This is a genomic window from Amycolatopsis sp. FBCC-B4732 (genome assembly GCF_023008405.1).
Taxonomy (GTDB): domain Bacteria; phylum Actinomycetota; class Actinomycetes; order Mycobacteriales; family Pseudonocardiaceae; genus Amycolatopsis; species Amycolatopsis pretoriensis_A.
The window spans coordinates 5,329,421-5,352,871 of the sequence record NZ_CP095376.1; the positions used below are offsets into that span (position 1 = coordinate 5,329,421).

General features: G+C 72.9%; 19 protein-coding genes. 6 read left to right on the forward strand and 13 right to left on the reverse strand.

Annotation, left to right across the window (positions count from 1 at the left end):
* Positions 1-15 precede the first annotated feature (15 nt).
* The 5 genes from MUY14_RS22880 to sthA all read right to left on the reverse strand — a co-directional run bounded on the left by MUY14_RS22880 (position 16) and on the right by sthA (position 7,288).
* Positions 16-963 (reverse strand): DUF389 domain-containing protein, encoded by a 948-nt coding sequence (locus tag MUY14_RS22880; protein ID WP_247011699.1) that lies wholly within the window; start codon positions 961-963, stop codon positions 16-18.
* The gene (gene aspS, locus MUY14_RS22885) at positions 963-2,738 is read right to left on the reverse strand and encodes an aspartate--tRNA ligase (protein WP_247011700.1); all 1,776 of its coding nucleotides are present in this window, start codon (positions 2,736-2,738) and stop codon (positions 963-965) included. Before aspS ends, MUY14_RS22880 begins: the two co-directional genes overlap by 1 nt.
* Positions 2,739-2,858: 120 nt before the next feature.
* The gene (gene merB / locus MUY14_RS22890) at positions 2,859-3,461 is read right to left on the reverse strand and encodes an organomercurial lyase (RefSeq protein WP_247011701.1); all 603 of its coding nucleotides are present in this window, start codon (positions 3,459-3,461) and stop codon (positions 2,859-2,861) included.
* 166 nt (positions 3,462-3,627) lie between these two features.
* Positions 3,628-5,523 (reverse strand): intein-containing Rv2578c family radical SAM protein, encoded by a 1,896-nt coding sequence (locus MUY14_RS22895; RefSeq protein ID WP_247011703.1) that lies wholly within the window; start codon positions 5,521-5,523, stop codon positions 3,628-3,630.
* A 316-nt stretch (positions 5,524-5,839) separates the two neighbouring features.
* Positions 5,840-7,288 carry a Si-specific NAD(P)(+) transhydrogenase gene (gene sthA, locus MUY14_RS22900; protein WP_247025211.1) on the reverse strand — a complete coding sequence of 483 codons (1,449 nt, stop codon included), beginning with the start codon at positions 7,286-7,288 and terminating at the stop codon, positions 5,840-5,842.
* A 344-nt stretch (positions 7,289-7,632) separates the two neighbouring features.
* Between sthA and MUY14_RS22905 the strand changes: the two genes are divergently transcribed.
* On the forward strand, positions 7,633-8,121 hold the full coding sequence (locus MUY14_RS22905; protein WP_247011704.1) for a hypothetical protein: 489 nt from the start codon (positions 7,633-7,635) through the stop codon (positions 8,119-8,121).
* A 250-nt stretch (positions 8,122-8,371) separates the two neighbouring features.
* Here the strand turns inward: MUY14_RS22905 and MUY14_RS22910 are convergent, their stop codons facing one another.
* Genes MUY14_RS22910 through MUY14_RS22925 form a run of 4 tightly spaced genes read right to left on the reverse strand, consistent with a single transcriptional unit; the run spans position 8,372 to position 14,410 of the window.
* Complete coding sequence (locus tag MUY14_RS22910; RefSeq protein WP_247025212.1) at positions 8,372-9,676, reverse strand: glutamine synthetase; 1,305 nt, start codon at positions 9,674-9,676, stop codon at positions 8,372-8,374.
* Complete coding sequence (locus MUY14_RS22915; RefSeq protein WP_247011705.1) at positions 9,673-11,403, reverse strand: IucA/IucC family siderophore biosynthesis protein; 1,731 nt, start codon at positions 11,401-11,403, stop codon at positions 9,673-9,675. The genes MUY14_RS22910 and MUY14_RS22915 overlap by 4 nt, the downstream gene beginning before the upstream one ends.
* On the reverse strand, positions 11,400-12,677 hold the full coding sequence (locus tag MUY14_RS22920; RefSeq protein WP_247011706.1) for a lysine N(6)-hydroxylase/L-ornithine N(5)-oxygenase family protein: 1,278 nt from the start codon (positions 12,675-12,677) through the stop codon (positions 11,400-11,402). Before MUY14_RS22920 ends, MUY14_RS22915 begins: the two co-directional genes overlap by 4 nt.
* A complete protein-coding gene (locus tag MUY14_RS22925; RefSeq protein ID WP_247011707.1) occupies positions 12,674-14,410 on the reverse strand; it encodes an aminotransferase class V-fold PLP-dependent enzyme in 1,737 nt (578 codons plus the stop codon). Before MUY14_RS22925 ends, MUY14_RS22920 begins: the two co-directional genes overlap by 4 nt.
* Positions 14,411-14,553: 143 nt before the next feature.
* Between MUY14_RS22925 and MUY14_RS22930 the strand changes: the two genes are divergently transcribed.
* The 3 genes from MUY14_RS22930 to crcB are packed head-to-tail and all read left to right on the forward strand — an operon-like array spanning position 14,554 to position 15,664.
* Positions 14,554-14,961, forward strand: coding sequence for a CrcB family protein (locus MUY14_RS22930; RefSeq protein ID WP_247011708.1), 408 nt, complete (start codon positions 14,554-14,556; stop codon positions 14,959-14,961).
* Positions 14,961-15,293, forward strand: a complete 333-nt coding sequence (locus MUY14_RS22935; RefSeq protein ID WP_247011709.1) for a DUF190 domain-containing protein — start codon at positions 14,961-14,963, stop codon at positions 15,291-15,293. Before MUY14_RS22930 ends, MUY14_RS22935 begins: the two co-directional genes overlap by 1 nt.
* On the forward strand, positions 15,290-15,664 hold the full coding sequence (crcB, locus tag MUY14_RS22940; protein ID WP_247011710.1) for a fluoride efflux transporter CrcB: 375 nt from the start codon (positions 15,290-15,292) through the stop codon (positions 15,662-15,664). The genes MUY14_RS22935 and crcB overlap by 4 nt, the downstream gene beginning before the upstream one ends.
* A 42-nt stretch (positions 15,665-15,706) precedes the next feature.
* Here crcB and MUY14_RS22945 read toward each other — a convergent pair whose 3' ends face one another.
* The 3 genes from MUY14_RS22945 to MUY14_RS22955 are packed head-to-tail and all read right to left on the reverse strand — an operon-like array spanning position 15,707 to position 19,631.
* Positions 15,707-16,657, reverse strand: a complete 951-nt coding sequence (locus tag MUY14_RS22945) for an LLM class F420-dependent oxidoreductase (RefSeq protein WP_247011712.1) — start codon at positions 16,655-16,657, stop codon at positions 15,707-15,709.
* Positions 16,654-18,759, reverse strand: a complete 2,106-nt coding sequence (locus MUY14_RS22950) for an alpha/beta fold hydrolase (RefSeq protein ID WP_247011714.1) — start codon at positions 18,757-18,759, stop codon at positions 16,654-16,656. The genes MUY14_RS22945 and MUY14_RS22950 overlap by 4 nt, the downstream gene beginning before the upstream one ends.
* A 20-nt stretch (positions 18,760-18,779) precedes the next feature.
* Positions 18,780-19,631, reverse strand: coding sequence for a PPK2 family polyphosphate kinase (locus tag MUY14_RS22955; RefSeq protein ID WP_247011716.1), 852 nt, complete (start codon positions 19,629-19,631; stop codon positions 18,780-18,782).
* 161 nt (positions 19,632-19,792) lie between these two features.
* Here MUY14_RS22955 and rocD point away from each other — a divergent pair, with 161 nt between their 5' ends.
* Positions 19,793-21,025 (forward strand): ornithine--oxo-acid transaminase, encoded by a 1,233-nt coding sequence (rocD, locus tag MUY14_RS22960; RefSeq protein WP_247011718.1) that lies wholly within the window; start codon positions 19,793-19,795, stop codon positions 21,023-21,025.
* Between the two features lie 81 nt (positions 21,026-21,106).
* A complete protein-coding gene (locus tag MUY14_RS22965; RefSeq protein WP_247011720.1) occupies positions 21,107-22,465 on the forward strand; it encodes a DUF2252 domain-containing protein in 1,359 nt (452 codons plus the stop codon).
* On the opposite strand, the gene MUY14_RS22970 is transcribed toward MUY14_RS22965, so the two are convergent.
* Entirely contained in the window at positions 22,454-23,332 is an 879-nt protein-coding gene (locus MUY14_RS22970) for an FAD-dependent oxidoreductase (RefSeq protein ID WP_247011722.1), read from the reverse strand. The genes MUY14_RS22965 and MUY14_RS22970 overlap by 12 nt on opposite strands.
* Between the last annotated feature and the right edge of the window lie 119 nt (positions 23,333-23,451).

The following is a 23,451-nucleotide window of genomic DNA, read 5'->3' on the forward strand; positions in this document are numbered from 1 at the left end:
CCACCCGGATACGGGTCACCCGCGTGAAAGCGGACGCATCCCCACCGGTGAACGTTGCCCATTCCGGCGCACGATCAACACAATGGCCGCTGCTGCAACGATTCCGAGAAGGTTGACGAGCAGCTGACCCACCGATTGGACGCATCGGCCCCACTCCCCCGCCACGGCCGCCACCATCGCGTAACCGGCGGCGGGCACGGTGGTCACGGAGATGAACACGCCCACCAGCGCGGCCGACTTCGCCGACGTCATGGCGAGCATCCCCGCCGCGCCCGCGAGCATCGCGACGACCAGGGACGGCACCCCGACGGAGAAGACGAAATCGACCTCGTTGTGCTGCTTGAGCTCGAACGCCTGCGCCCCGAAGACGTCGGTCACCTTCACCAGCAGCGCCCCGCCCAGCGTGACGACCATGGCGAGCGGGAAGCCGACCCCCAGCGCCGCGCCGGCCAGCCGGACGAGGTCCCACCGCCGCAGCACCAGGCCCACCGCCAGAGCGGCGAGCGGCCCGAACTCCGGGCCGACGACCATCGCGCCGACGATCGTCACCGCGGAGTCGGTGAGGACCCCGACCGCGGCGAGCAGGCAGGCGATGGTGAGGAACGCCAGGAACGTCACGTTGAGCCGCGACTCTTCACCCGTGCGGCCGAGCAGCTCCTGCCACACGACGGCGTCCGCGCCCTCGCCCGGCGCGGCCTCCTCCGCTTCGTCGGCGGCGTCGGACAGCGCGGTGTCGAGCGCTTCGAGCGTGATGCCGCCGGAGTGGTCGAGGCCGAGCCCGCACAGCGCCTCGACGATCTCGTCGGCCGCCTCGCGCGCGATGTCGGCCTCGACCAGGTCACCCGCCGGCTCCACGGCGGCACCGCGGTGCACGATCAGGTGCGCGGTGCCGGCGTGCGCCCGCAGGACGTCGAGCGCCTCGGCGGTCTGGTCCGGCGGGCACACGGCCCTCAGGTGCAGCACTAGCTCTGCGGGGCGGGGGCCGGCTTCGCGTCGATGCCGGCCTCCTTGCGCTGCTGCGCCGTGATCGGCGCCGGCGCCGCGGTCAGCGGGTCGTACCCGCCGCCGGTCTTCGGGAACGCGATCACGTCACGCAGCGAGTCGGCCTTGGCCAGCAGCATGACGATGCGGTCCCAGCCGAACGCGATGCCGCCGTGCGGCGGCGGGCCGAAGGCGAAGGCGTCGAGCAGGAAGCCGAACTTCTCCTGGGCCTCCTCCTCGCCGAGGCCCATCAGGCTGAAGACGCGCTTCTGGACGTCGCCGCGGTGGATACGGATCGAGCCGCCGCCGATTTCGTTGCCGTTGCAGACGATGTCGTAGGCGTAGGCCAGCGCGTTGCCCGGGTCCTGCTCGAACTTGTCGATCCACTCCGGGGTCGGCGAGGTGAAGGCGTGGTGCACGGCGGTCCACTTGCCGGAGCCGACGGCGACGTCGTCGCCGATGTCCTCGACCGGCGCGAACAGCGGCGCGTCGACGACCCACACGAACGACCAGGCGTCTTCGTCGATCAGGCCGAGGCGCTTGCCGATCTCGTCGCGCGCGGCGCCGAGCAGCGGCTGCGTCGACGCGGCCTTGCCGGCGGCGAAGAAGATGCAGTCGCCGGCCTGGGCGCCCGCGGCCGCGGCGACGTTCTCGCGCTCGGTCTCGGACAGGTTCTTCGCGACCGGGCCGCCGAGCGTGCCGTCTTCGTTGACGAGGATGTACGCGAGGCCGCGCGCGCCGCGCTGCTTCGCCCACTCCTGCCACGCGTCGAGCTGGCGACGCGGCTGGTCGGCGCCGCCCGCCATCACGACCGCGCCGACGTACGGGGCCTGGAACACGCGGAACGGCGTGTCGGCGAAGAACTCCGTCATGTCGGTGATCTCGAGGTCGAAGCGCAGGTCCGGCTTGTCCGAGCCGTACTTGGCCATCGCCTCGTGGTAGGTGATGCGCGGGATCGGCCGCGGGATCTCGTGCCCGATCAGCTTCCACAGCGCGGAGACGATGTCCTCGCCGAGCGCGATGACGTCGTCCTGCTCGACGAAGCTCATCTCGATGTCGAGCTGGGTGAACTCGGGCTGCCGGTCGGCGCGGAAGTCTTCGTCGCGGTAGCAGCGGGCGATCTGGTAGTACCGCTCCATGCCGCCGACCATGAGCAGCTGCTTGAACAGCTGCGGCGACTGCGGCAGGGCGTACCAGGAGCCGGGCTTGAGCCGGGCGGGCACCAGGAAGTCGCGCGCGCCTTCCGGCGTCGAGCGGGTCATCGTCGGGGTCTCGATCTCGACGAAGTCCTGGGCGTGCAGCACCTCGCGCGCGGCGCGGCTGACCTCGCTGCGCAGGCGCATGGCCGCGGCCGGGCCGCTGCGGCGCAGGTCGAGGTAGCGGTGCTTGAGGCGGATCTCCTCGCCGACGTCGACGCGGTCGTCGATCGGGAACGGCAGCGGCGCGGCTTCGGACAGCACCTCGAGCCCGGTCGCGAGGACCTCGATCTCGCCGGTGGGGATCTCGGCGTTCGCGTTGCCCTCGGGGCGCTTCGCGACCTCGCCGACGATCTTGACGCAGAACTCGGAGCGCAGCGCGTGCGCGCGCTCGGCCATCTCGCCTTCGCGGAAGACGACCTGGGCGACGCCGCTGGCATCGCGGAGGTCGATGAAGATGACGCCGCCGTGATCGCGCCGCCGGGCCACCCATCCGGTGAGGGTGACGGTCTGTCCGGCCTGTCCGGCACGCAGGGTGCCGGCTTGGTGGGTGCGGAGCACTGCGACTGCTCTCCTTCGAGATGGGCGTTCAGCGGCGGTTGTCGCCGCTCAAAGGCTAACGAACAGCCCAGCCTACGACGTCGGCAGGCTCGCCTGCGGCGGTGGGCAGCGGTGCCCGCGTCAGAGCACGAACCGGGGCCGGGCCTCCAGCGCCGCGACCAGGCGGTGCGCCTGGGCCAGGTAGGCCGCCACCTGGTAGATCCGGCCGCCCGGGTGCCCCACCAGCCAGCTCGCCGCGGCCGACGCCGAGGCGAAGAACGGCTGGCCCGCGCAGGCCACCGCGTCGACGTGCGCCAGGCCGAAGCCGAGGTCGACGGCCGCCACCACCGCGGTCGGCGGGTCGGCCTGGAGGATCCCGTGCGCCACCAGGTCGATCCGGATGTGGGTGCCGGTGACCGGGCAGACCGCGGCCGCGTGCACGCGCTCGCCGGTGGCGATGGCCAGCAGGAACATGTCGACCGAGCCGTCCGGGCCGGCGCCGAGGGTGCCTTCGGCGGGCGCCAGCCGGTGGTGCGCGCCGCGCGGGGCCGGGCCGGTCGAGACGAGGTCGCGGTGCAGCGTGAAGCCGATCAGCTCGACCAGCCGCCGGGCTTCGGCGGGGGTGACGCCGACGATCGCGGCCAGGCGGTCGACGCCCACCGGGTGCCGGCCGGCCCGGGTCAGCTTCAGCGCGGCCCAGGCGAGCCGGGCGGCCGCGACGCGATCGGTCTGCGAGGTCGTCACCGTCCGCTCCTTCCCGGGTCCATCCCTTCGACGTTAGGCGCCGGTGACGCGGGACGACAACGACACGATCGGACATTTTCCCGCAAGCCCAGGACAGCGCCGCGCACCGGGGCGAGGATTACGTCGAACGGCCCAGCGCGTCACCCGGATGGTCCACAATGGACCGTCAGAGCAGGCGCAGCTGTCCGGTGGGCGCGGGGGGTTCCGCGGCGGACGCCGGCTCGGGGTCGCGCGGGTCGTACCCGGTCTTCGGCGCCAGCCCGTGCCGCCGCAGCAACGGCGCGACGCGCTCCGCGAGCCGCTCCCGGTAGGCCTTCTGCACGTAGCTGCCCCGCGCGTACAGCTCCCGGTACCGCGGGACCAGCGCCGGGTACGAGCCGGCCAGCCAGCGGCCGAACCACTCGCGGGCGCCGGGGCGCAGGTGCAGCGGGAAGACCGTCACGCTCGACGCGCCGACGTCGGCGAGCTGCGCGAACAGCGCGTCGAGGGCCTCGGCGGAGTCGGTCAGCCACGGCAGCACCGGCGCCACCAGCACCGAGCACTCCAGCCCGGCGTCGCGGGCCTTGCGGACCAGCTCGAGCCGCGCCCGCGGGCTCGGCGTCCCGGGTTCGAGGCGGTGCTGGAGCTCGCCGTCGAGCAGCGCGATCGACACCGCGAGCCCGACCGGCACGTCGGCGGCGACGTCCTGCAGCAGCGGCAGGTCGCGCGCCAGCACCGTGCCCTTCGTGAGCACCGACAGCGGCGTGCCGGAGCGCGCCAGCGCCGTGATGATGCCCGGCATCAGCCGGTAGCGGCCCTCCGCGCGCTGGTAGGGGTCGGTGTTGGTGCCCATGGCGACGTGCTCGCGCCGCCACGACGGCTTCTTCAGCTGCGCGGTGAGCACCTGCGGTGCGTTGACCTTGACGACCACCTGGGTGTCGAAGTCGCGGCCGGCGTCGAAGTCGAGGTAGGTGTGGGTGTTCCGGGCGAAGCAGTTGTGGGACACCATGCCGTCGGCGATGAAGTCGCCGGTGCCGGTGGTGATGTCGAACAGCGGCAGCTGCAGGCCCAGCGGCTCGATCGCCTCGACGCGGCGGCGGCTCGCGCCGATCACCGCGCCGTCCAGCGACCGCTTCCAGGTCACCGCCGGGTTGCTCACGTGCAGGAACCGCAGGACTTCGCCGGCGCCGCCGAGCAGCCGGACCTCCTGGCGGGTCGGGAACTTCGGCACCTCGTCGACCTGGCGGGCGAAGCCGAACCGGGCGAGCGCGGCGGCGACGGCGTCGGTGATCTCCGGTTCGTCGTGCGCGAAGGTGAGGATGCCGCGGCCGTAGCCGCCCGCGATGTCGAAGACGCCGGCGAGGAACCCGCGCTGCCAGTGCGCGTCCGGCTCCGACGGCACCTTCAGGAAGCCGACGGACGCCCCGAAGTCGGGCAGGTACGCGAGCGCGCGGGCGGCGGCGTCCGGTTCCGCGGCGAACCCGCCGGAGCGCAGCATCCCGCAGAGGTAGCCGGCGCGGTACCCGAGCGTCTCGTCCGGCGTCGGCTCGAACCGCCCGACCCCGATCAGCTCGGTCCCGGGCTCGAGGTGCGGCCGCTGGGCGGCCCCGAACTTGCTGCCGGTGACGTGCTTCCAGCCCTTGTTCGTCAGGAACCGGTGATCGCCGCCGGCGACGAGCCGCGTGCCGTCCTCGAGGGTCACCCGGTACGCGGCGCGCAGGGTGGTCCAGTGCGCCTCCACGCGGGTCGGCACCAGCCGCCGGGCCGCGCCGTGGCCGCGGGTGCCGTAGATGGCGTCCCCGACCTTCAGCTCCGACAGGGCCTTGGTGCGGCCGTCCGCCAGGAGGATCTCGGTGCCGCCTTCGAGGCAGTACGTGCAGGCGTGGGAGCAGCCGCGGTAGGGGTTCACGGTCCAGCCGAAGGGCACCCCGGAGCCGGCGGGCACCTTGTTCAGCACCGAGCGCGCGTGCACCTCGTGAAAGGTGACGCCGTCGAATTCCGGTGACCGCACGGAACGCACCAGGCCCTCCAGCCCGGGCAGTGCCGGCTCACCCTCCCCTGCTCGCTGCCGATCCCATCGCACGCCGCCAGTCGAACATACGTTCTAGTCGAGTGTCAAACGGGTTCGCGGCAGGTGGATCGGGTGGTGCTGGTGTGGTTCTTGAGGCTGTCCGCCGGGGCCTGGGACGGGATGCGGAGCGGCACTCTCATGACACGCCGGCCGCGGGGGTCGCCGGCACGAGCGGCTTCCGGCCCGGAGCGTCACGAAGGGTCCTTTCGCGACGCCCGCGGCCGGGGCGGACGGCTCCGCCAAGGTCGCGGCCCACCACGTCATGAAAGGGTCGTTCATGTCGTCTGACGAGATGAACGACCCGTTCATGACATGCGCGACCCGCCGGTCAGGACGAGAAGCGGTCCAAGGCGCGGATCTTGTTCGTCGCGTCCAGCGCCGCCACCTTGTACGCCTCCGACAGCGTCGGGTAGTTGAACACCGCGTCCACCAGGTAGTCGACCGTGCCGCCGCAGCCCATCACCGCCTGTCCGATGTGGACCAGGTCGGTCGCGCCCGTGCCGAACACGTGCACGCCCAGCAGCTTGCGGTCCGTCGTGGACACCAGCAGCTTGAGCATCCCGTAGCTGTCGCCGGTGATCTGGCCGCGCGCCAGCTCGCGGTAGCGCGCGATGCCGACCTCGTAGGGCACCGACGACGACGTCAGCTGCGCCTCCGTCGAGCCGACGTAGGAGATCTCCGGGATGGTGTAGATGCCGATCGGCTGCAGCGCGCCCAGGCCGTTCGCCGGTTCGCCGAACGCGTGGTAGGCCGCCAGCCTGCCCTGGTCCATCGACGTCGCCGCCAGCGCCGGGAAGCCGATCACGTCGCCGACCGCGTAGATGTGCGGGACCTCGGTGCGGTAGTTCTCGTCGACCACCAGCCGGCCGCGCGCGTCCGCGCTCAGGCCCGCCGCCTCCAGGTTGAGGTCGCCGGTCATGCCCTGGCGGCCCGCGGAGTACATGACACCGTCGGCCGGGATGCGCTTGCCGCTGACCAGGGTCGTGATCGTGGCGTCGTCGGACACCGCGACGTCGGCGACCTTCTCGCCGAAGCGGAACGTGACGCCGAGGTCGCGCAGCTGGAACTTGAGGGACTCGACGATCTCCGGGTCGCAGAAGTCGAGCATCTGGTCGCGCTGCTCGACCACCGTCACCCGCGAGCCGAGCGCGGCGAACATCGACGCGTACTCGATGCCGATCACGCCGGCGCCGACCACCACGAGCGACGACGGGATCTGCTCGAGCCGCAGGATCTCGTCGGAGTCCAGGACGCGGGCGGCGTCGAAGTCGACGTGGCCGGGCCGCGCGGGACGGGTGCCGGTGGCGATCACGACGTGGTCGCCGCTCAGCGTCCGGCGGTCGCCCGGGTGCTTGCTCTCGACGACCACGGTGTGCGCGTCGGCGAACGAGCCGAGGCCGGGGATGAGGTCGACGTGGTTGCGCATCAGCTGCGCGCGCACGACCTGGACCTCGCGCCCGACGACGTGCTGGGTGCGCGCGAGCAGGTCGGCGATGGTGATGTCCTGCTTGACGCGGTAGCTCGCGCCGTAGAGCTCGCGCTGGTTCATCCCGGTCAGGTAGAGCACCGCTTCGCGCAGCGTCTTGGACGGGATCGTGCCGGTGTTGACGCACACCCCGCCGACCATGTCGTGCCGGTCCACGACCGCCACCCGCTTGCCCAGCTTCGCCGCGGCGATGGCGGCCTTCTGACCGCCGGGGCCCGAACCGATGACGATGAGGTCGTACTCGTGCTCGCTCACGACGTCGAGCCTGCGCACCCGGACGCCCCCGCGCAACCCCTCGCCGGTGAAGATCTGCGCACGACCGGGCCGCCGGGCGGCCACCGGACCAACGCCCTCACAGCCTTACCTCCGCCTCGAATTCTGCTTCCCTTGGCGCGCGGCTGGTCAGCCAGCCCCGTCACCTTGACATCCCACACGCCGTTTGGCGTTTACGGGTGACCGTTCATCGTTACCGCATGGAGTTGATCTTTCAAACGTGTAAGCCTTCTTCCAATGGATTCAAATCGCCGCCGAACCAGGAAGCATTATGACGTTCGCGACGACCCGCACATCGATACGAGGTAATGATGGAGCTGAGATTTCCGAACCTGGAAGACGACCCGCGTACACGCATCTTCATGCTCGAGGAACTCGACCTCGACCTATCACGCAACGAGGTCTACCGGAGCCGACGCCTGACCGAGGTCGGATGGCAAGCGTGGCCGGACATGCTCCGCGATGCCCTGGAACTTCACGAACCCAAATGGCTGGAACTGCAGAGCAAACAGCCTGGATACTGGATATCGCACGAGACGTACCGAAGGAGCGGCAAGGAGCACCTCAAGGCGGTGCCGTTCGACGCAGCACAGACGCTCGCAGAAAGCCAATTCATGCGGTACTACCTGCGCGCGGTCAGCCGTCGAGCCATGGACGACCACCGCCAGCTGGAGGTAGTCCGGCTCAAGCAGGTTCAGCAGTCGCGATCGGTGTCAGCACATCTGCTCGGATCTCCGGTCGCTCCGGCGCAGTTGCTCGACAGCCTGCGGCAAAATCAAGGGATCGACCCCTTCCTCCACATCCCTCCGGGGCCGAATTCCGGCCTCGGGGTCATTATCCTGCCAAACTGAGCTTGCCAACCGCGTACCGCAACCCGCGGCCACGTCGACGGACTGACATGGCCGGATGCTGCGAGTTCTCTACCGGGCAAGCGGGTGATCGCCCGGCGAGAAGTCCGATGCCGCACCGACGCGGCCAGTCGTACTCATGGCTCACTTGTCGGGCACGCTGGCCTTGCGGGCCCCGGCGCCTCGGGCGACCCCCGTTACTAGTAACGACTGTGTCGGCATGACATGCCGTCGAGCCTGCCCGAAGCCACCCTCAGCCGCGCAGGGTGCCGCGGCGCCGCTGCCAGTCCGTGACCGCGTCCAGGCCGGACTCGATCTCCTCGGTCAGCAGCGCCGTCAGCTGGGCCGCGACGTCCTCGCCCAGCAGCTCCCCCACCCGGTCCATCGACGACAGCGCTTCCCAGGGCGAGCCCGCCAGCGAGCCCGTCGTGACGCCCGGCTCGGGCGGCGTCAGCCCCTCCTCCAGCCCGAACCGCCCGGCCGCGAGCAGCGCCGCGAGCACCAGGTGCGGCTGGGCGTCCGCGCCGGCGAAGCGGAACTCCAGGCGGGGGTCCGACGGTGGCCCGGCGACGCGCACCGACGCCGTCCGGTCGTCGTGGCCCCAGCGGATCTCGCGCGGGGAGAACGGTGCCGTGCGCAGCCGCACGTAGCTGTTCCACGTCGGCGCCCACACCGCCGTCAGCGCCCGCGCGTCGCGCAGCACGCCCGCCAGGAAGCCGCCCAGCAGGTCCGGCGGCGAACCATCCACAGTGGACAGCGACAGGTGCACGTGCCCCGAGTTACCCTGCCCCGGCGCGGGTGCGGCCAGGTAGGACGCTTCCACCGAGTGGCGCGCGGCGACCCGGCGCACGATCAGCTGCTGCAGCAGCACGTCGTCGCACGCCGCCAGCGCGTCGCGGTGGCGCAGCACGACTTCGTACTGCCCGGGGTGGCACTCCGCACGCGCGGACTCGACACCCAGGCCGGCTTCGTCCAATGCGGACCGGAGGTCGGCCAGCAGCGGCGCCAGGCGTTCGGTGCCGCCGAGCGCGTAGTCGGTGCCGTGCGCGGTGAGCGGCCCGGCGGCGTCGGCGAACACGACCTCGTGCTCGATGCCTGCCGACGGCACCAGCCCGAGCCCCTCCAGCGCCGCGAGCTGCCCGCGCAGCACCTCGCGCGGGGCGAGCTCCGCGAGCTGGCCGGACGGCCACTCGGCGTCGCACACCACCGCCCACGTCCGCTCGCCCCACGGGATCGCCGTCGCCGGGTCCGGGCGCATCCGCAGGTCGCCGAAGCCTTCGAGGTAGCCGCCCAGCACGCCGGACGCCGGGAGCGGCTCCCGGTCCGGCGACCACGCGAAGACGTAGCTGCAGACGCCGTAGCCGTCGTCGAGGACCGAGGCGGCGAACGGCGCGGCCAGCTCGACCGCGGCGAAGCGGGCGTGCGGGTCGGGCACCAGCAGGAGCAGGCGCGCGCCGTCCTCGGCGAGCACCCCGCGCAGCACGGCCTTCCCCGCGGCCGCCGCGGCCTGGCGCCCGGCCAGTGACCGGGGGCCGGCCGGCCGCGCGAACGGCGTCACCACGCGCCGCCGGGGTCCGCGGCGTGCAGCGGGTTCGGCACCCGGCCCCACCGGACGTCGAACTCGTCGTCGCGCTCCACCTTGTCGAACCCCTGGCCGGCGAGGTGCTCCCGGTTGAGCGTCACGCGCTCGACGTCCGGCGCGAACAGCCGGCACGCGTCGAACCGCGCGGCCACGTCCGGGTTTTCGGCGCGGTAGCGGCCCACGACCTCGCGCACGAGCGCCCAGAACCGGGCCCGGGGCAGGCCGGTCTCGTCGAGCAGGACCTCGGCCCAGAACCGGAACTGGCCGGAGAACACCGAGCTGAACAGCGACTGCGCGAGCAGGTGCGCGGGCCACCGCAGCATGTCCGCGTTCGCCTCGGGCGGGAGCGACTCGTAGCTCCCGACCGGCTCGTCGAGCAGGTCGACGCCCTGGGCGAAGTCCTTGATCAGCACCCGCTGGGGGAAGCCGGCGGCGTCGACGACCAGGACCAGGTTCTGGCCGTGCGGGCAGAACCCGACGCCGTGGCGCAGCAGCCACTGCAGCAACGGCGTGAGCAGCAGGTCGAACAGCCGGGCCAGCCACGCCTCGGGATCGGCGCTCGCGATGAGGTGCGCAAGCATCGAAACGCCGTCGGGACCGCGGTACGGCAAGGCGGCGAACGAGATCGCGCGCTCCCCGTCCGCGAGCCGGATCGGCTCGCGCCACAGCGCGCCCAGCGTCTCGTGGAAGCGGTACGGCAGCTCCTCCAGGTGCCCGAACAGCGGGTGCGTCACCGACACGCTCGCGACTTCGCCGAGCAGCCCGAACCGGTACCGCTCGCTCAGCAGCGGGTCGGCCGCGCTGATCCGGCGCAGCCACGACGTCACCGACGGCCCGGCGAGCGTCGCCGCCGAGGCGAGCCCGCGGTAGACCAGCGTGTTGCGCACCGAGACCGCGGTCTTGACGTCGTGGCGGCCCGGCGTGGTCACGTTGCCCAGCGTCCGGACCGTCTGGTGCGCGCGGTAGGCGTCGGCGCTCTCCCCGAGGTCGACCACGACGCCGGTGGCGAGCTCGGCGGCGTAGAGCGTGCCGAGGATTTCGTCGGCCTGCCAGGGGTGCACCGGCACCCAGACGTAGTCCCCGGGCACCTTCCGGGCGAATTCCGCCCGCAGCGCCCCGAGTTCGGCGTCCAGGAGCGCGTCCCGGCTCAGCTCGTCGACGCAGCGGAACTCGGCGTGGTCCGGGTGGACGGCGAACCAGCGCAGCCGGACGTCGGCGCCCGCTTCCGGCGCGTACCGGGCGCGGTCGCGCGCGGAGAACCCGACGCGGCCCTTGTTCAGCACCAGCCGCGGGTGGCCGGTGAGGTGCCCGTCGGCGACGTCGTAGTCCATCGTGGACAGTGCGGCCGCGGTCGGGGCGCGCCGCAGCCGGGCGGCTTCGTTGGCAACGGTCGAAGTCAGCTCGGCCAGCACGTCGGCCAGCCGCAACCCGCTCAGCCCCAGCACTTCCCGGGCGTCCACGACGAGGGTGCGCGGGTCGGTGACCGGCTCGCCGGAGCGGCGCGCGCTGCCCGGTTCGACCGTCCAGGCGTCGAACGCGCCCCGCCGCGCCCGGAACGTGTACGCGGCACCGGGCAGCTCGAGCCGGTAGGAATCGCCGTCCCGGACGGGCTCCAGCAGGTGCTCGTAGGAGAGCTCCCCGAGCATCTTGTGCGCGATCAGGGCGCCGGCCGCGCGCCAGGTGGCCGCCTCGTCGAGGGTCACTTGTCCTCCAGGCCGAACGTGGTGAAGGCGGTGCGGTCGGGCAGTGCGTGCACGGTCTCGCCGCACACGGCGTTGAGGATCACGGCCGCCCGCCAGGCGCCGAGCCCGAGGTCGGGCGCGCCGGGGCCGTGGGTGTGCCGTTCCGCGTTCTGGACGTAGAGCGCGCCCGGCACGTCCAGGCCGACGCGGTAGCCGGCGTCCACGACCAGGCGGCCCCGGCCGTCGCGGTGGACGGCGTCACCGAGCCCGGCCAGCAGCGGGCCGGTCGGGGCCTCCGCGTACCCGGTGGCCGCGACGACGGCGCGGGTGCGCAGGGTGCCCACGCGGCCCTGCTGCGCGTGCGTGACGCGGAGTTCGATCCGTCCCTCCACTGTGGACGAGGAGACGACTTCCACGCCGGGGGTCAGCACCGCTCCCGGCGGGCCGGCGATGCTGCGGCGGTAGAGCTCGTCGTGGATCGCGGCGATCGTCTCGGCGTCGATCCCCTTGTACAGCTGCCACTGCGCCGGCAGCAGCCGGTCGCGGACGGATTCGGTGAGGCCGTGGAAGTACGCGGTGTAGTCCGGCGTGAACTGTTCGAGGCCGAGCTTCGAGTACTCCATCGGCGCGAACGCGGGGGTCCGCGCGAGCCAGCGCAGTCCGTCCACAGTGGATTTCGAGCGCAGCAGGTCGAGGAACACCTCGGCCCCCGACTGCCCGGACCCGACGACCGTGACGCTGTCGGCGGCGAGCAGCTTTTCCCGGTGCGGCAGGTAATCCGCGGAGTGCAGCGCGAGGACGTCCGGATCGGCGACGAGGCCGCGCAGCGGCTCCGGCACCGAGGGAACCGAGCCGACGCCGAGCACGACGTGGTCCGCGAGCACCGGTTCGGCCCCGGCGACGGTGAGTTCGAAGGCGTCGCCGTCCCAGCGGATGCCGGTGACCTCGTGCCCGAACCGGCACGACGGCAGCCGGGCCGCGGCCCACCGGCCGTAGTCGTCGTATTCGGCGCGCGGCGGGTGGAAGCGCTCGGCGAAGTAGAACGGGAGCAGCCGGCCGCGGTCGCGCAGGTAGTTGAGGAAGGAGAACGGGCTGGTCGGGTCGACCAGCGTGACCAGGTCGGCGAGGAACGGCACCTGCAGCGTCGCGCCCTCGACCAGCAGGCCGGGGTGCCAGCGGAACTCCGGGCGGGCGTCGAAGAACACCGCGTCCAGGCCGTCGACGCCGTCGGCCAGCGCCGCGAGCGAGAGGTTGAACGGTCCGATCCCGACGCCCGCGAGGTGGTGGCGCCTCACGAAGCGACCGGGCTTTCCCGGCCGGCGACGAGTTCGGCACCCGCGGTCGCGGCGATCCGGTCGAGCAGCGGCCGGTAGTCGGCGGCGGTGGCGTGCGGGTGCAGCAGCGTGAGCTTGAGCCACAACCGGCCGGCGCCACCGGGCCCGGTCGGCAGCGTGGCGCGGCCGATGACGGCGGTGCCGGCCTCGAGGAGTGCCCGGCGGACGCGCGCGACGAGTTCGTCCCCGCCGTCGGTGTCCGCGACGACCGGCCGCAGAACCACGGTGGACAGTTCCGGCCGGCCCCAGAGCCGCAGCCCGGGGTGCCGTTCGACGTTCGCCGCGACCTCGGCGGCGGTGGCGCAGCAGCGCTCGACGAGCGCGCCGAGCCCGTCGGTCCCGAGCGCGCGCACGGTGACCGCCATCCGGAAGGCATCCGGCCGCCGCGACGTCCGGATCGACCGGCCGAGCAGGTCCGGCAGCCCGGCTTCGGTGTCGTCGTCGGCGTTGAGGTACTCGGCCCGCACGGTCAGCGCGGCGAGATCGGCGGCTTCCCGGGCGGCGAACAACCCGGCGGCGACCGGCTGCCAGCCGAACTTGTGCAGGTCGAGGGCCACGGAGTCGGCGAGTTCGAGCCCGGCGAGCTTGGCCTTGAGGGCTTCACTGCACAGAGCGGTGCCCCCGTAGGCGGCATCGACGTGCAGGCGCGCTCCCGCACGGCGGCAGATTTCGGCGATTTCGGGGAGCGGGTCGAGGGTGCCGGTGTTGGTGGTCCCGGCGGTGGCGACGACGACGGTGTGCGGCGTGACGACCTCGGCGAGGGCGGCGGGCAGCATGCGGTCGCCTTCGCAGGGCACGACGATCGGGGCGGGCAGGCCGAGCAGCCAGGCGGCGCGGGCGACGCTGTGGTGGGCGTTGGCGCCGCAGATGGCTTGGACGATGCCGGTTTCGCGGGCGAGGAGCAGGCCGAGGAGGTTGGATTCGGTGCCGCCGGTGGTGACGACGGCGTCGGGGTTTTCCTGGTCGGGGTAACACAATCGGGCGATCCCGGCGGTGAATTCGCGCTCGAGTTCGCTGGCGACGGGAGCCTGGTCCCAGGAGTCCATGGAGGGGTTGAGCGCACTGGCGACGACATCGGCGGCAACGGAGACGGCGAGCGGCGGGCAGTGGAGGTGAGCGGCACAGGCGGGATCGGCGGGGTCCGCGGACCCGGCGGCGAGGAGCCGGCTGAGCTCTTCGAGGGCGGCTTCGGCTCCGACGCCGCGGCGAGGGAGGGTGCCGGTGGCGGGGGCGGGCTCGAGGGTGGTTCGCGGTGCGCCGGCGAGTTCGAGGGCGGTGGCTGCGGCCTGGTCGCGAGCCGCCGCTGGGCCGCCCAGCTCCGCTGAGCCAGGGCCGGCCGCCGATCCCCGGGCCGCTGCGGGGCCTCCCAGCAACCCCGCCGAGCCATCCCCGACCGCCGGTCCCCGAGCCGCTGCGGGGTCGCCGAGCAACCCCGCCGAGCCATCCCCGACCGCCGATCCGCGGGCCGCTGCCGGGTCGTCGAGCGGTTCCGCGCCACCGGGGGCGGCCGCCGCGGGGGTTCCGGGCTCGCCGTGCTCGGCCATCAGGGCTGCGGCCACCGCTGCCGGGCCGCCGGCCGGGATGGGGCCGCCGCGTTCCGCTGCGCCCGCTGCCATGCCGCGTAGTGCTGCCGGGATCAGCTCGGCGAGCCGGTCCGCGCCGTCGTGGCCACCGGCCAGCACGTCTGCTCGCATGTACCCGCCCTTCCTTAGGGTTGCCTTGCCTACGCTGAGCAACAGTACGGCGACCGACGGCTGCCTGTCACCCGGCCCCGTCCAGCATGCTCGACCGGGTGGCGGGGACGCGTCGGCCATCGGGAGTAGGTTCGGCCGCGGAGGTGATCACCGTGCCCGCGACCCGGTGGGACGTCCTGCTCGCCATCGGCGCCGGCGGCGCGCTGGGCAGCATCGCCCGCTACGGGCTGTCCGTCGCCATCCCGCACGCCCGCGGCGAGTTCGCCGTCGCGACGCTGCTCACCAACGCGCTCGGCTGCCTGCTCATCGGCGTCCTGATGGCCTTCCTCACGACCACCGCGCGCCCCCACCACCTGCTCCGCCCGTTCCTCGGCGTCGGCATCCTGGGTGGCTTCACGACGTTCTCCACGTTCGTGACCGACACCCTCGACGCGGCCACGACCGGGCGGATACTGGCTTCGCTGCTGTACGCGGCGGCGTCGCTGGTGCTGTGCCTGGCGGCGGTGGCCGCCGGACTGACGGCGACCCGCGCGATCCGGAAGGGACGCTGATGGAAGGACCGGCCACCCGCCTCACGATCTACCTCGGCGAAGCCGACCACTGGCACCACAAGCCGCTATACCACGAGATCGTCCGCCGAGCCCGCGCCGCCGGTCTCGCGGGCGCTTCGGTGCTTCGCGGCGTCGAGGGCTACGGCGCTTCGTCGCTGATCCACACGACGCGGATCCTGTCGCTGTCGGAGGACCTGCCGGTGGTCATCGTGATCATCGACGCCGAGGAGAAGCTCCGCGCGTTCCTGCCGCAGCTGGACGAGCTCGTCGGCGAGGGACTGGTGACCCTCGACCGGGTCGAGGTGGTCCGCCACGCGGGGCGGACGGAGTGACGCTGCTCCTGGTGGCCCTCGGCGGCGCGGCCGGCTCGATCCTGCGCTACCTGACCGACCGCCGGGTGCAGGCGTGGCGGGACTCGCCCTTCCCGTTCGGCACCCTGACGGTGAACATCGCCGGCTCGTTCATCCTGGGCTTCCTCAGCGGCTGGCTCCTGCACGGCGCGGAGCCGTCGTCGATCCGCGCCCTGGTCGCGGTCGGCTTCTGCGGCGGCCTGACGACATTCTCGACGTTCGGCTACGAGACGGTCCGGCTGTTCCTGGAGAAGACCCGGCTGTACGCGGTGCTCAACGTGGCGGTGACGGTGGTCGCGGGCCTGGCCGCCGGAGCCGCCGGGCTGCTGCTGGCCACCGCGGTGTGGTCGTGAGTGGGAAACCGGGTTCCAACCCTGTTTCCCACTCACGACTGGTCAGCGCGGCGCCAGGCCCCGCACCTGCTCGAACGGGTCACCGCCGGTCGGCAGGAGCGCGATGATCGGGGTCGTCAGCCCGTTGTCCACATAGGACTTGACCTGCTCCCGGCACGACTCCACGCTCCCGTGGATCACCAGCTCGTCCACCACCGAATCCGGGATCACCCGGTTCGCCTTCTGCCGGTCGCCGGCCGCCCACGCTTCGTGCATCGGGGCCAGTGCCTCGCCGCGGCCGAGCCAGTCGTGGAAGGCCGCGTAGACCGGGACCGTCAGGTAGCTCGAGATCAGCATGCGGCCCAGGCCGCGCGCGGCTTCCGCGTCCTCCGTCGGGCAGACGAAGATGCGGGCCGCCAGCTCCGCGTCCGGCCCGATGACCGAGCGCACGCGAGGCACGTCCGACGCCGCCAGCCAGTTGGTGATCGCGCCATCCGCCTCGCGCGCGGCCAGGCGGAGCATGCCGGGGCGCAGGGCCGCCAGCATGATCGACGGTGGCGGGTCGGCCGGGCGCTCCAGCCGGAACTTCGAGACGGCGAACGTGTCGTACTTTTCGCTCACCTTCTCCCCCGCCAGCGCCGAACGCAGGAAGCGCAACGTGTCCCGCGAGCGCGCGAACGGCTCCTCGAACGGGGCGGCGTTCCAGTTCGAGACGATCACCGGGGACGACGCGCCGATGCCGAGGACGAACCGGCCGGGCGCCAGCTCCGCGACCGTCGCCGCCTGCATCGCCAGCAGGCCGGGGCCGCGGGTGTACACCGGCACGATCGCCGTGCCCAGGCGCAGCTGGGGCGCCCACTGCGAGGCCAGCACGAGCGGCGTGAAGGCGTCCGTGCCCGCCGTCTCCGCCGTCCACGCGTCGGTGTAACCCAGGTCCGGCAGCTGCTCGACCAGCTCGCGGTGCGCGGCGAGCGGCACCCCGGTCAGCGGAATCGTGAGGCCCCAGCGGCTCATGCGTTCTCCTTGTCGACGGCGACGGCGGAAAGCTCGCGCAGCAGCCAGTCCACCTGCGTGCGCATCAGGTTCTCCGCGACCTCTTCGGCCTGCGGCGTCATGTGGGTCGCGCCCGCCAGCGGCAGGAAGACGTGCGGGCGCCCCTTCGCCAGCAACGCCGACGACAGCCGCAGCGCGTGGGCGACGAACACGTTGTCGTCGGCCAGCCCGTGCACGATGAGCAGCGCGCGGCTCAGCTCGGCGGCGCTCTCGATCAGCGAGTTGTGTGCGTAGCTCTCCGGATCGTCCTGCGGTGTCCCGAGGTACCGCTCGGTGTAGTGCGTGTCGTACAGCGACCAGTCGGTGACCGGCGCGCCCGCGACCGCCGCGTGGAACACGTCCGGGCGCCGCAGCACCGCCAGCGCCGACAGGTACCCGCCGTAGGACCAGCCGCGGATGGCCACGCGCTCGAGGTCCAGCTCCGGGAACCGCGCGGCCGCCGCCTGCACGGCGTCCACCTGGTCGGCCAGGGTGACGTCGGCGAGGCGCCCGTGGATCTCGCGCTCCCACACCGCGCCGCGCCCGGGCGTGCCGCGGCCGTCCGCGACGAGCACCGCGAAGCCCTGGTCGGCCAGCCACTGCGAGGTCAGGAACGCGTTGCGGCTCTGCAGGACGCGCTGGGCGTGCGGGCCGCCGTACGGGTCGAGCAGCACCGGCAACTTGCCTTCGCTCGGCTCGTAGCCGCGCGGCAGCAGCAGCGCCGCACGCAGGCCGCGCTCGCCCAGCGTCAGCCAGGTCAGGTTCGGCACGATCTCCGGGTCCACAGTGGACACAGAGATCGACGCCACCGGCGAGCCGTCGCGCAGCACCGAAACGCGCGGCCCGCTGTACTCCAGGCTCCACGACGAAAGCACGGTGACCGCGGCGTTCCCGGCCCCGTGGTGCACGCCGTCCACAGTGGACAGGCGACGCACCGACGAACCTTCCGTCCGGAAGACGTGGATCTGCGTCGGGTCGTCCTCGGAGGCGCTGAAGAGAATCTCCTCGCCGACGTCGAGCACCGCCCGCAGCTGCAGCCCGGCCGGGGTGACGGCCTCGCCGCCGACGAACAGCCGGTGGTCGCCGTCGACCATGCCCTCGGTGACCAGGCGCCCGTCGGGCGTCCACGCCGGGACGCCGCCGACGATGTCGATCCAGTGCTGGTCGGTCGCGGTGTGCACGACCGACGTCGAGCCGTCGGCGACGTCGAGGGCGAGCACGTCCATCCGCTTCTGGTCGCGCGGCTGGACGGCCAGCAGCGGCGCGCCGCCGGCCGACCAGTGCACCGAGGCCAGGTACTCCCACTCCCCCGGCTCGACGTCGACACGGGAGCCGTCCAGGCCGAGCACCGCCAGCGAAACGAGCGCGTTCGTGGTGCCCGCCGCCGGGTAGGCGACGACGGTGGCGGGGTTCTGCGGGTTGGCCGGGTCGGCGATGGTCCAGCGCGGCACCGGGCCGCGGTCCGAACGCTCGGCCAGGACACTGCGGCCGTCCGGGGCCCACCAGTAGCCGCGGGTGCGGTCCATCTCCTCGGCCGCGATGAACTCCGCGAGGCCCCAGGTGATGTCCTCGCCGTCCTCCTCGACGAGCACGCGGTCGTCGCCGGTGGCCAGCTCCAGCACGTGCAGCCGCCGGTCCTGGACGTAGGCGACGTGCGTGCCGGCCGGGCTGGGCCGCGGGTCGATGACCGAACCGTCGACCCGCAGCGTCACCTCGCCGGACGCGAGGTCCAGCGTGTAGAGCTTGCCCGAGAGCGAGAACACCGCGACCGTGAAGCCCGCGTCGACGCCGTAGTGCACGACGCCGCCGCCGGTCTCGCGGGCCCGCTCCCGACGCGCGCGCTCCTCAGCGGGCAACTCCTCTTCGCCGGGCAGCAGCTCGGCGGCGTCGACCAGCTTGGTCTCGGCGCCGGTGGCCAGGTCGGCCGACCAGAGGCTGTGCCGGGGGTCGGTGCCCGACTCCGCGCGCAGGAACAGCACGCGGGAGCCGTCCGGGGCGACCCGGAACTCCTTCGGCGCGCCGAGGGTGAAGCGCTGGGTACGGGCCTGTTTGCGGAGGAACGGGAGGTCGTCGACATCGGTCACGTCCGCACTCTTTCAGACGATCACTCCGGTACGCCAACGCCCTTCAGCTTGGCCAGCTCTTCCGCGACGTCGAAGCCCGGCTCCGGGTACACCGGCTTCAGCTCGCCGAGGGTCTCGATGAGCAGCTCGGCGACCGCCCAGTTCCGGTACCACTTGTGGTCGGCGGGCACGACGTACCAGGGCGCGTGGCCGGTCGACGTCTTCTTGAAGATGTCGGCGTAGGCCTGCTGGTAGGCCGGCCAGTGCGAGCGGGCTTCGAGGTCGCCCGGGTTGTACTTCCAGTGCTTCTCGGGCGTCTCCAGCCGGGCCTTCAGCCGCTTGAGCTGCTCCTGCGGCGAAATGTGCAGGAACACCTTGACGACGGTGGTGCCCGCGTCCGCCAGCTCCTTCTCGAACTCGTTGATCTCGGCGTAGCGGCGGCGGCGCTCGGCCGAGGTCAGCAGCCCGGTCACGCGCGGGACCAGGATGTCCTCGTAGTGCGAGCGGTCGAACACGCCGATCTGGCCCGCCACCGGCAGCTGCTTGCGGATGCGCCACAGGTAGTGGTGGCGCCGCTCGGCGGGCGTCGGGGCCTTGAACCCGGCGTAGCGGACGCCCATCGGGTTGACCAGGCCGAGCACGTGCGACACCGTGCCGCCTTTGCCGGAGGTGTCCATGCCCTGCAGCACGAGCAGGACGCTGCGGGTGCCGCCGCCGACCCCCTCGGCGTAGAGGGCCTCCTGCAGCGACGACAGCCGTTCGCCGGCGCTGTCGAGCTTGGCCAGTGCCTTGGGCTTCTTGCCGGGACCGACCGGGGCCGACCCGGGGTCCGGCAGCTCCGCGCCCACGCGCAGCGCGTCCCGGACCCGGCTACCTGCGTCGTTCTTCGCCATCCCGCGAAAGTACCTGCTCAGGCCGCGGCTTTCCTGGTGAAGGGTCCCGGCCCGCTTCCCGCAGCGTTTCGGGGGTCGACGCCCGGAAGTGCGCAACGAACAACGGGTGAAAGCAACGATTCCCGGCTGAATTCTGCGTGTCCTGCCTTTAACCTGAACGTATGACGACGTTCGCCGGCCGGGAGACCGCCGCCCCCTCCGCCGCGAGCTTCATCGAGCTCGACGAGCGGTGGAGCACGCACAACTACCACCCGCTGCCCGTCGTGATCGCCGAAGCCTCCGGTGCCTCGGTGACCGACGTCGAAGGCCATTCCTACCTCGACTTCCTCTCCGGGTACTCGGCCATGAACTTCGGCCACCGCCACCCGGACCTGGTCGCCGCCGCCGTCGAGCAGCTCGGCCGCGTCACGCTGACCTCACGCGCGTTCCACCACGACCAGCTGGGCCTCTTCTGCCGGGAGCTGGCCGAGCTCACGGGCACCGAGCTGGTGCTGCCGATGAACTCCGGCGCCGAGGCCGTCGAGTCCGCGGTGAAGATCGCCCGGAAGTGGGCCCACCGGATCAAGGGCGTACCCGACGGTACCGCCGAGATCATCGTCGCCGGCTCGAACTTCCACGGCCGGACCACCACGATCGTGTCGTTCTCGACCGACGAGACCGCGCGCGCCGACTTCGGCCCGTTCACGCCCGGCTTCGTCACCGTGAAGTACGGCGACGCCGCCGCGCTGCGCGACGCCATCACCCCGCGCACCGCCGCCGTGCTCCTGGAGCCGGTGCAGGGCGAGGCCGGCGTCGTGGTGCCCCCGGAGGGCTACTTCGCCGAGGTCCGCTCCGCCTGCGACGAGCACGGCGTGCTGCTGATCGCCGACGAGATCCAGTCCGGCCTGGCCCGCACCGGGACCGTGCTGGCGCTGGACCACGAAGGCGTCCGCGCCGACGTCTACACCCTCGGCAAGGCCCTCGGCGGCGGCATCCTGCCGGTGTCGGCGGTGGTCGGCCGCCGCGACGTGCTGGGCGTGCTGCAGCCGGGCGAGCACGGCTCGACGTTCGGCGGCAACCCGCTGGCCTGCGCGGTCGGCCGCGCGGTGATCCGCCTGCTGAGCACGGGCGAGTTCCAGCAGCGCTCCACCGAACTGGGCGCCCACCTGCACGCAAGGCTGACCGAGCTGATCGGGCACGGGCTGTCCGAGGTCCGCGGCCGCGGCCTGTGGGCGGGCATCGACATCGCCCCCGGCGGCCCGTCCGGCCGGGCGGCTTCGCAGGCGCTGTCGGCGCGGGGCGTGCTGTGCAAGGAGACGCACGAGCGCACGCTGCGCGTCGCACCGCCGCTGGTGATCACGCGTGCGGAACTGGACCGGGGCATCGACGCGATCGCCGAGGTCATCCGCCCCTGAACCACCCGGATGCCGCCGGCTGTGCCTCCCGCCCCGGCGGCATCCGGGAGCACAACGTCCCCTTCGGACGTTGTGCCCGGTATGGGATCAGGGGAATGGGTGGAGCGGCCGCTCGCCGGCACCGGCGGAGACACGCCCGCCGAGCTGTACGAGCAGGGAAAACGGCTCCGGGAGAAGACGCCGGCCGCGGCGCACGACCACGAGGCCGCGGGCGCGGACCGGCCGACGCCGGAGCAGTACTTCGAGGCGAGCAACGCCGGGCGGCTGCCGGAGCTGGCCGAACTGCGGCGGGAACGCATGCGCGCGTCGCCGTTCACGTTCTTCCGCGGCGCCGCCGGGCTGATGGGCGCCGACCTCGCCGGCACGCCGTCGGCCGGGCTCACCGCGCAGCTCTGCGGCGACGCGCACGCGGCGAACTTCGGGCTCTACGGCACGCCCGAGGGCAAGATCGTGATGGACATCAACGACTTCGACGAGACCGTGCCGGGCCCGTGGGAGTGGGACCTCAAGCGGCTCGCGGCGAGCCTGGTGCTCGCCGGCCGCGAGGGCGGCATCGGTGAGTCCGGCTGCCGCGAAGCCGCCGAAGACGCCGTGAAGTCGTACCGCCGCACCATCCGCGCGCTGGCCGACCTGCCGTTCCTGCGGTCGTGGAACGCCCTGCCGGACTCCTCGGTGCTGTCGAAGGCCCGCGCGGACGAGCTGATCGACGACTTCGCCGACGCCGCCGAGAAGGCCCGCAAGAACACCAGCGCGAAGGTCGCGGCGAAGTGGACCGAGCGCGTCGACGACCACCGGACCGGCCTGTCCCGGCACCGGTTCGTCGAGGACCCGCCGGTGCTGACGCACGTCGACGAGCGGACCGCCGAAGCCGTCGCCGCCGGCCTGGTGTCCTATGTGGACACCCTGCGCGAGTCGCGGCGGACGCTGATCACGCGCTACCGGCTCGCCGACGTCGCCTTCCGGGTGGTCGGCACGGGCAGCGTCGGGCTGCGCAGCTACGTCGCCCTGCTGCACGGCAACGACGAGGAAGACCTGGTGCTGCAGGTGAAGCAGGCGCAACGGCCGGCCCTGGCGCCGTACCTCGGCCTGCCCGCGGCGGAGCACGAAGGACAGCGGATCGTCGACGGCGCCCGGCTCGTCCAGGCCGAAACCGACATCCTGCTCGGCTGGACGACCATCGACGGCGAGCCGTTCATCGTCCGGCAGTTCCGCAACCTCAAGGGCGACATCGACCCGGCGGAGCTGGAAAAGGACCACCTCGACGACTACGGCCGCCTGGCCGGGGCGCTGCTGGCCCGCGCGCACACGCGGTCGCTGCACCCGAAGCTCCTGGCGGGCTACTTCGCCGACGATTCCGAGCTCGACGAGGCGCTGGGCGCGTACGCGGTCCGTTATGCCGACCGGACCGAAGCCGACCACGCGGAGTTCTCAGGAGCCTGAGACGAGTCCGGCGACGTCGGCCGCGCAGCCCCAGGCGAGGGTGATGCCCGCGCCGCCGTGGCCGTAGCAGTGCACGACGTCGCCGGTCCGCTCCAGCCGCACCTCGCGCCGGAACGGGCGCAGCCCGACCAGCGACCGCAGCACCCGCGCGCCGGCGAGCCGCGGTTCCAGCTCGCGGGCGCGGCGCACGATGTCGGCCGTCACGCCCGGGTTGGGTTCGGTGTCGCCGCGGCCCGGTTCTTCGGTGCCGCCGCAGACGACGTGGGTGCCGTGCGGGATGACGTAGGTCGCGCCCGGGCCGGACTCGTCGACCGCGAACCCCGGCAGGCCCGGGTCGGCCAGGTGCACGACCTGGCCGCCGACGGGGACCATCGAGTCGTCCCCGGCCAGCCGGCCCGCGCCGAGCCCGGCCGCGTTGACGACCGGGCCGAGGCCGTCGAGCGAGGTCAGCGGCCGGTACTCGATGGCTACGCCCAGCGCGTTCACCCGGTTCAGGAGCCAGTCCAGGTAGACCGGGGTGTCGACGAGCGCGGTGGTGAAGTCCAGCCGGTCGCCGTCGCGGACGGGGTCGGTCATCGCGGTCAGCCACCACGGGTCCGGGGCGCCCGGCGCCAGCAGGACGCGGCCGCGGCGGAACCGCACGCCGGGCGCGTCCTGTCCGCGCAGCACGGCGAGAGTCGCGGCGGTCCAGCGCACGATCCGCGGATCGGGACGGCGCACGGGCGGGTAGAGCACCCCGCCGGCGACGGCGGAGGTCGTCTCCCCCGGCGGAGCGGCGGCGGCGAGGACGACGTCGTGGCCGGCTTCGGCCAGCCGGTGGGCACAGCTCAGCCCGATGATCCCGGCCCCGGCGACGGTCACCCGCATCCCGGCATCGTGACGCACGGACGCGGCGGGCCGCACCGAGGGGGCCGGACCACCCTCGCGCGGGTGAGGCCGATCGATCCCACCCGCCACGCTCGCCGGCCCACCCCGCGGGGCCGCGA

Coding starts and splice junctions, on each gene's coding strand:
- MUY14_RS22905 (WP_247011704.1), top strand. CDS start 7,633: ATGCTCGAGGAACTCGACCTCGACCTATCACGCAACGAGGTCTACCGG.
- rocD (WP_247011718.1), top strand. CDS start 19,793: ATGACGACGTTCGCCGGCCGGGAGACCGCCGCCCCCTCCGCCGCGAGC.
- MUY14_RS22965 (WP_247011720.1), top strand. CDS start 21,107: ATGGGATCAGGGGAATGGGTGGAGCGGCCGCTCGCCGGCACCGGCGGA.
- MUY14_RS22955 (WP_247011716.1), bottom strand. CDS start 19,631: ATGGCGAAGAACGACGCAGGTAGCCGGGTCCGGGACGCGCTGCGCGTG.
- MUY14_RS22945 (WP_247011712.1), bottom strand. CDS start 16,657: ATGAGCCGCTGGGGCCTCACGATTCCGCTGACCGGGGTGCCGCTCGCC.
- MUY14_RS22935 (WP_247011709.1), top strand. CDS start 14,961: ATGGAAGGACCGGCCACCCGCCTCACGATCTACCTCGGCGAAGCCGAC.
- MUY14_RS22970 (WP_247011722.1), bottom strand. CDS start 23,332: ATGCGGGTGACCGTCGCCGGGGCCGGGATCATCGGGCTGAGCTGTGCC.
- MUY14_RS22925 (WP_247011707.1), bottom strand. CDS start 14,410: ATGCGAGCAGACGTGCTGGCCGGTGGCCACGACGGCGCGGACCGGCTC.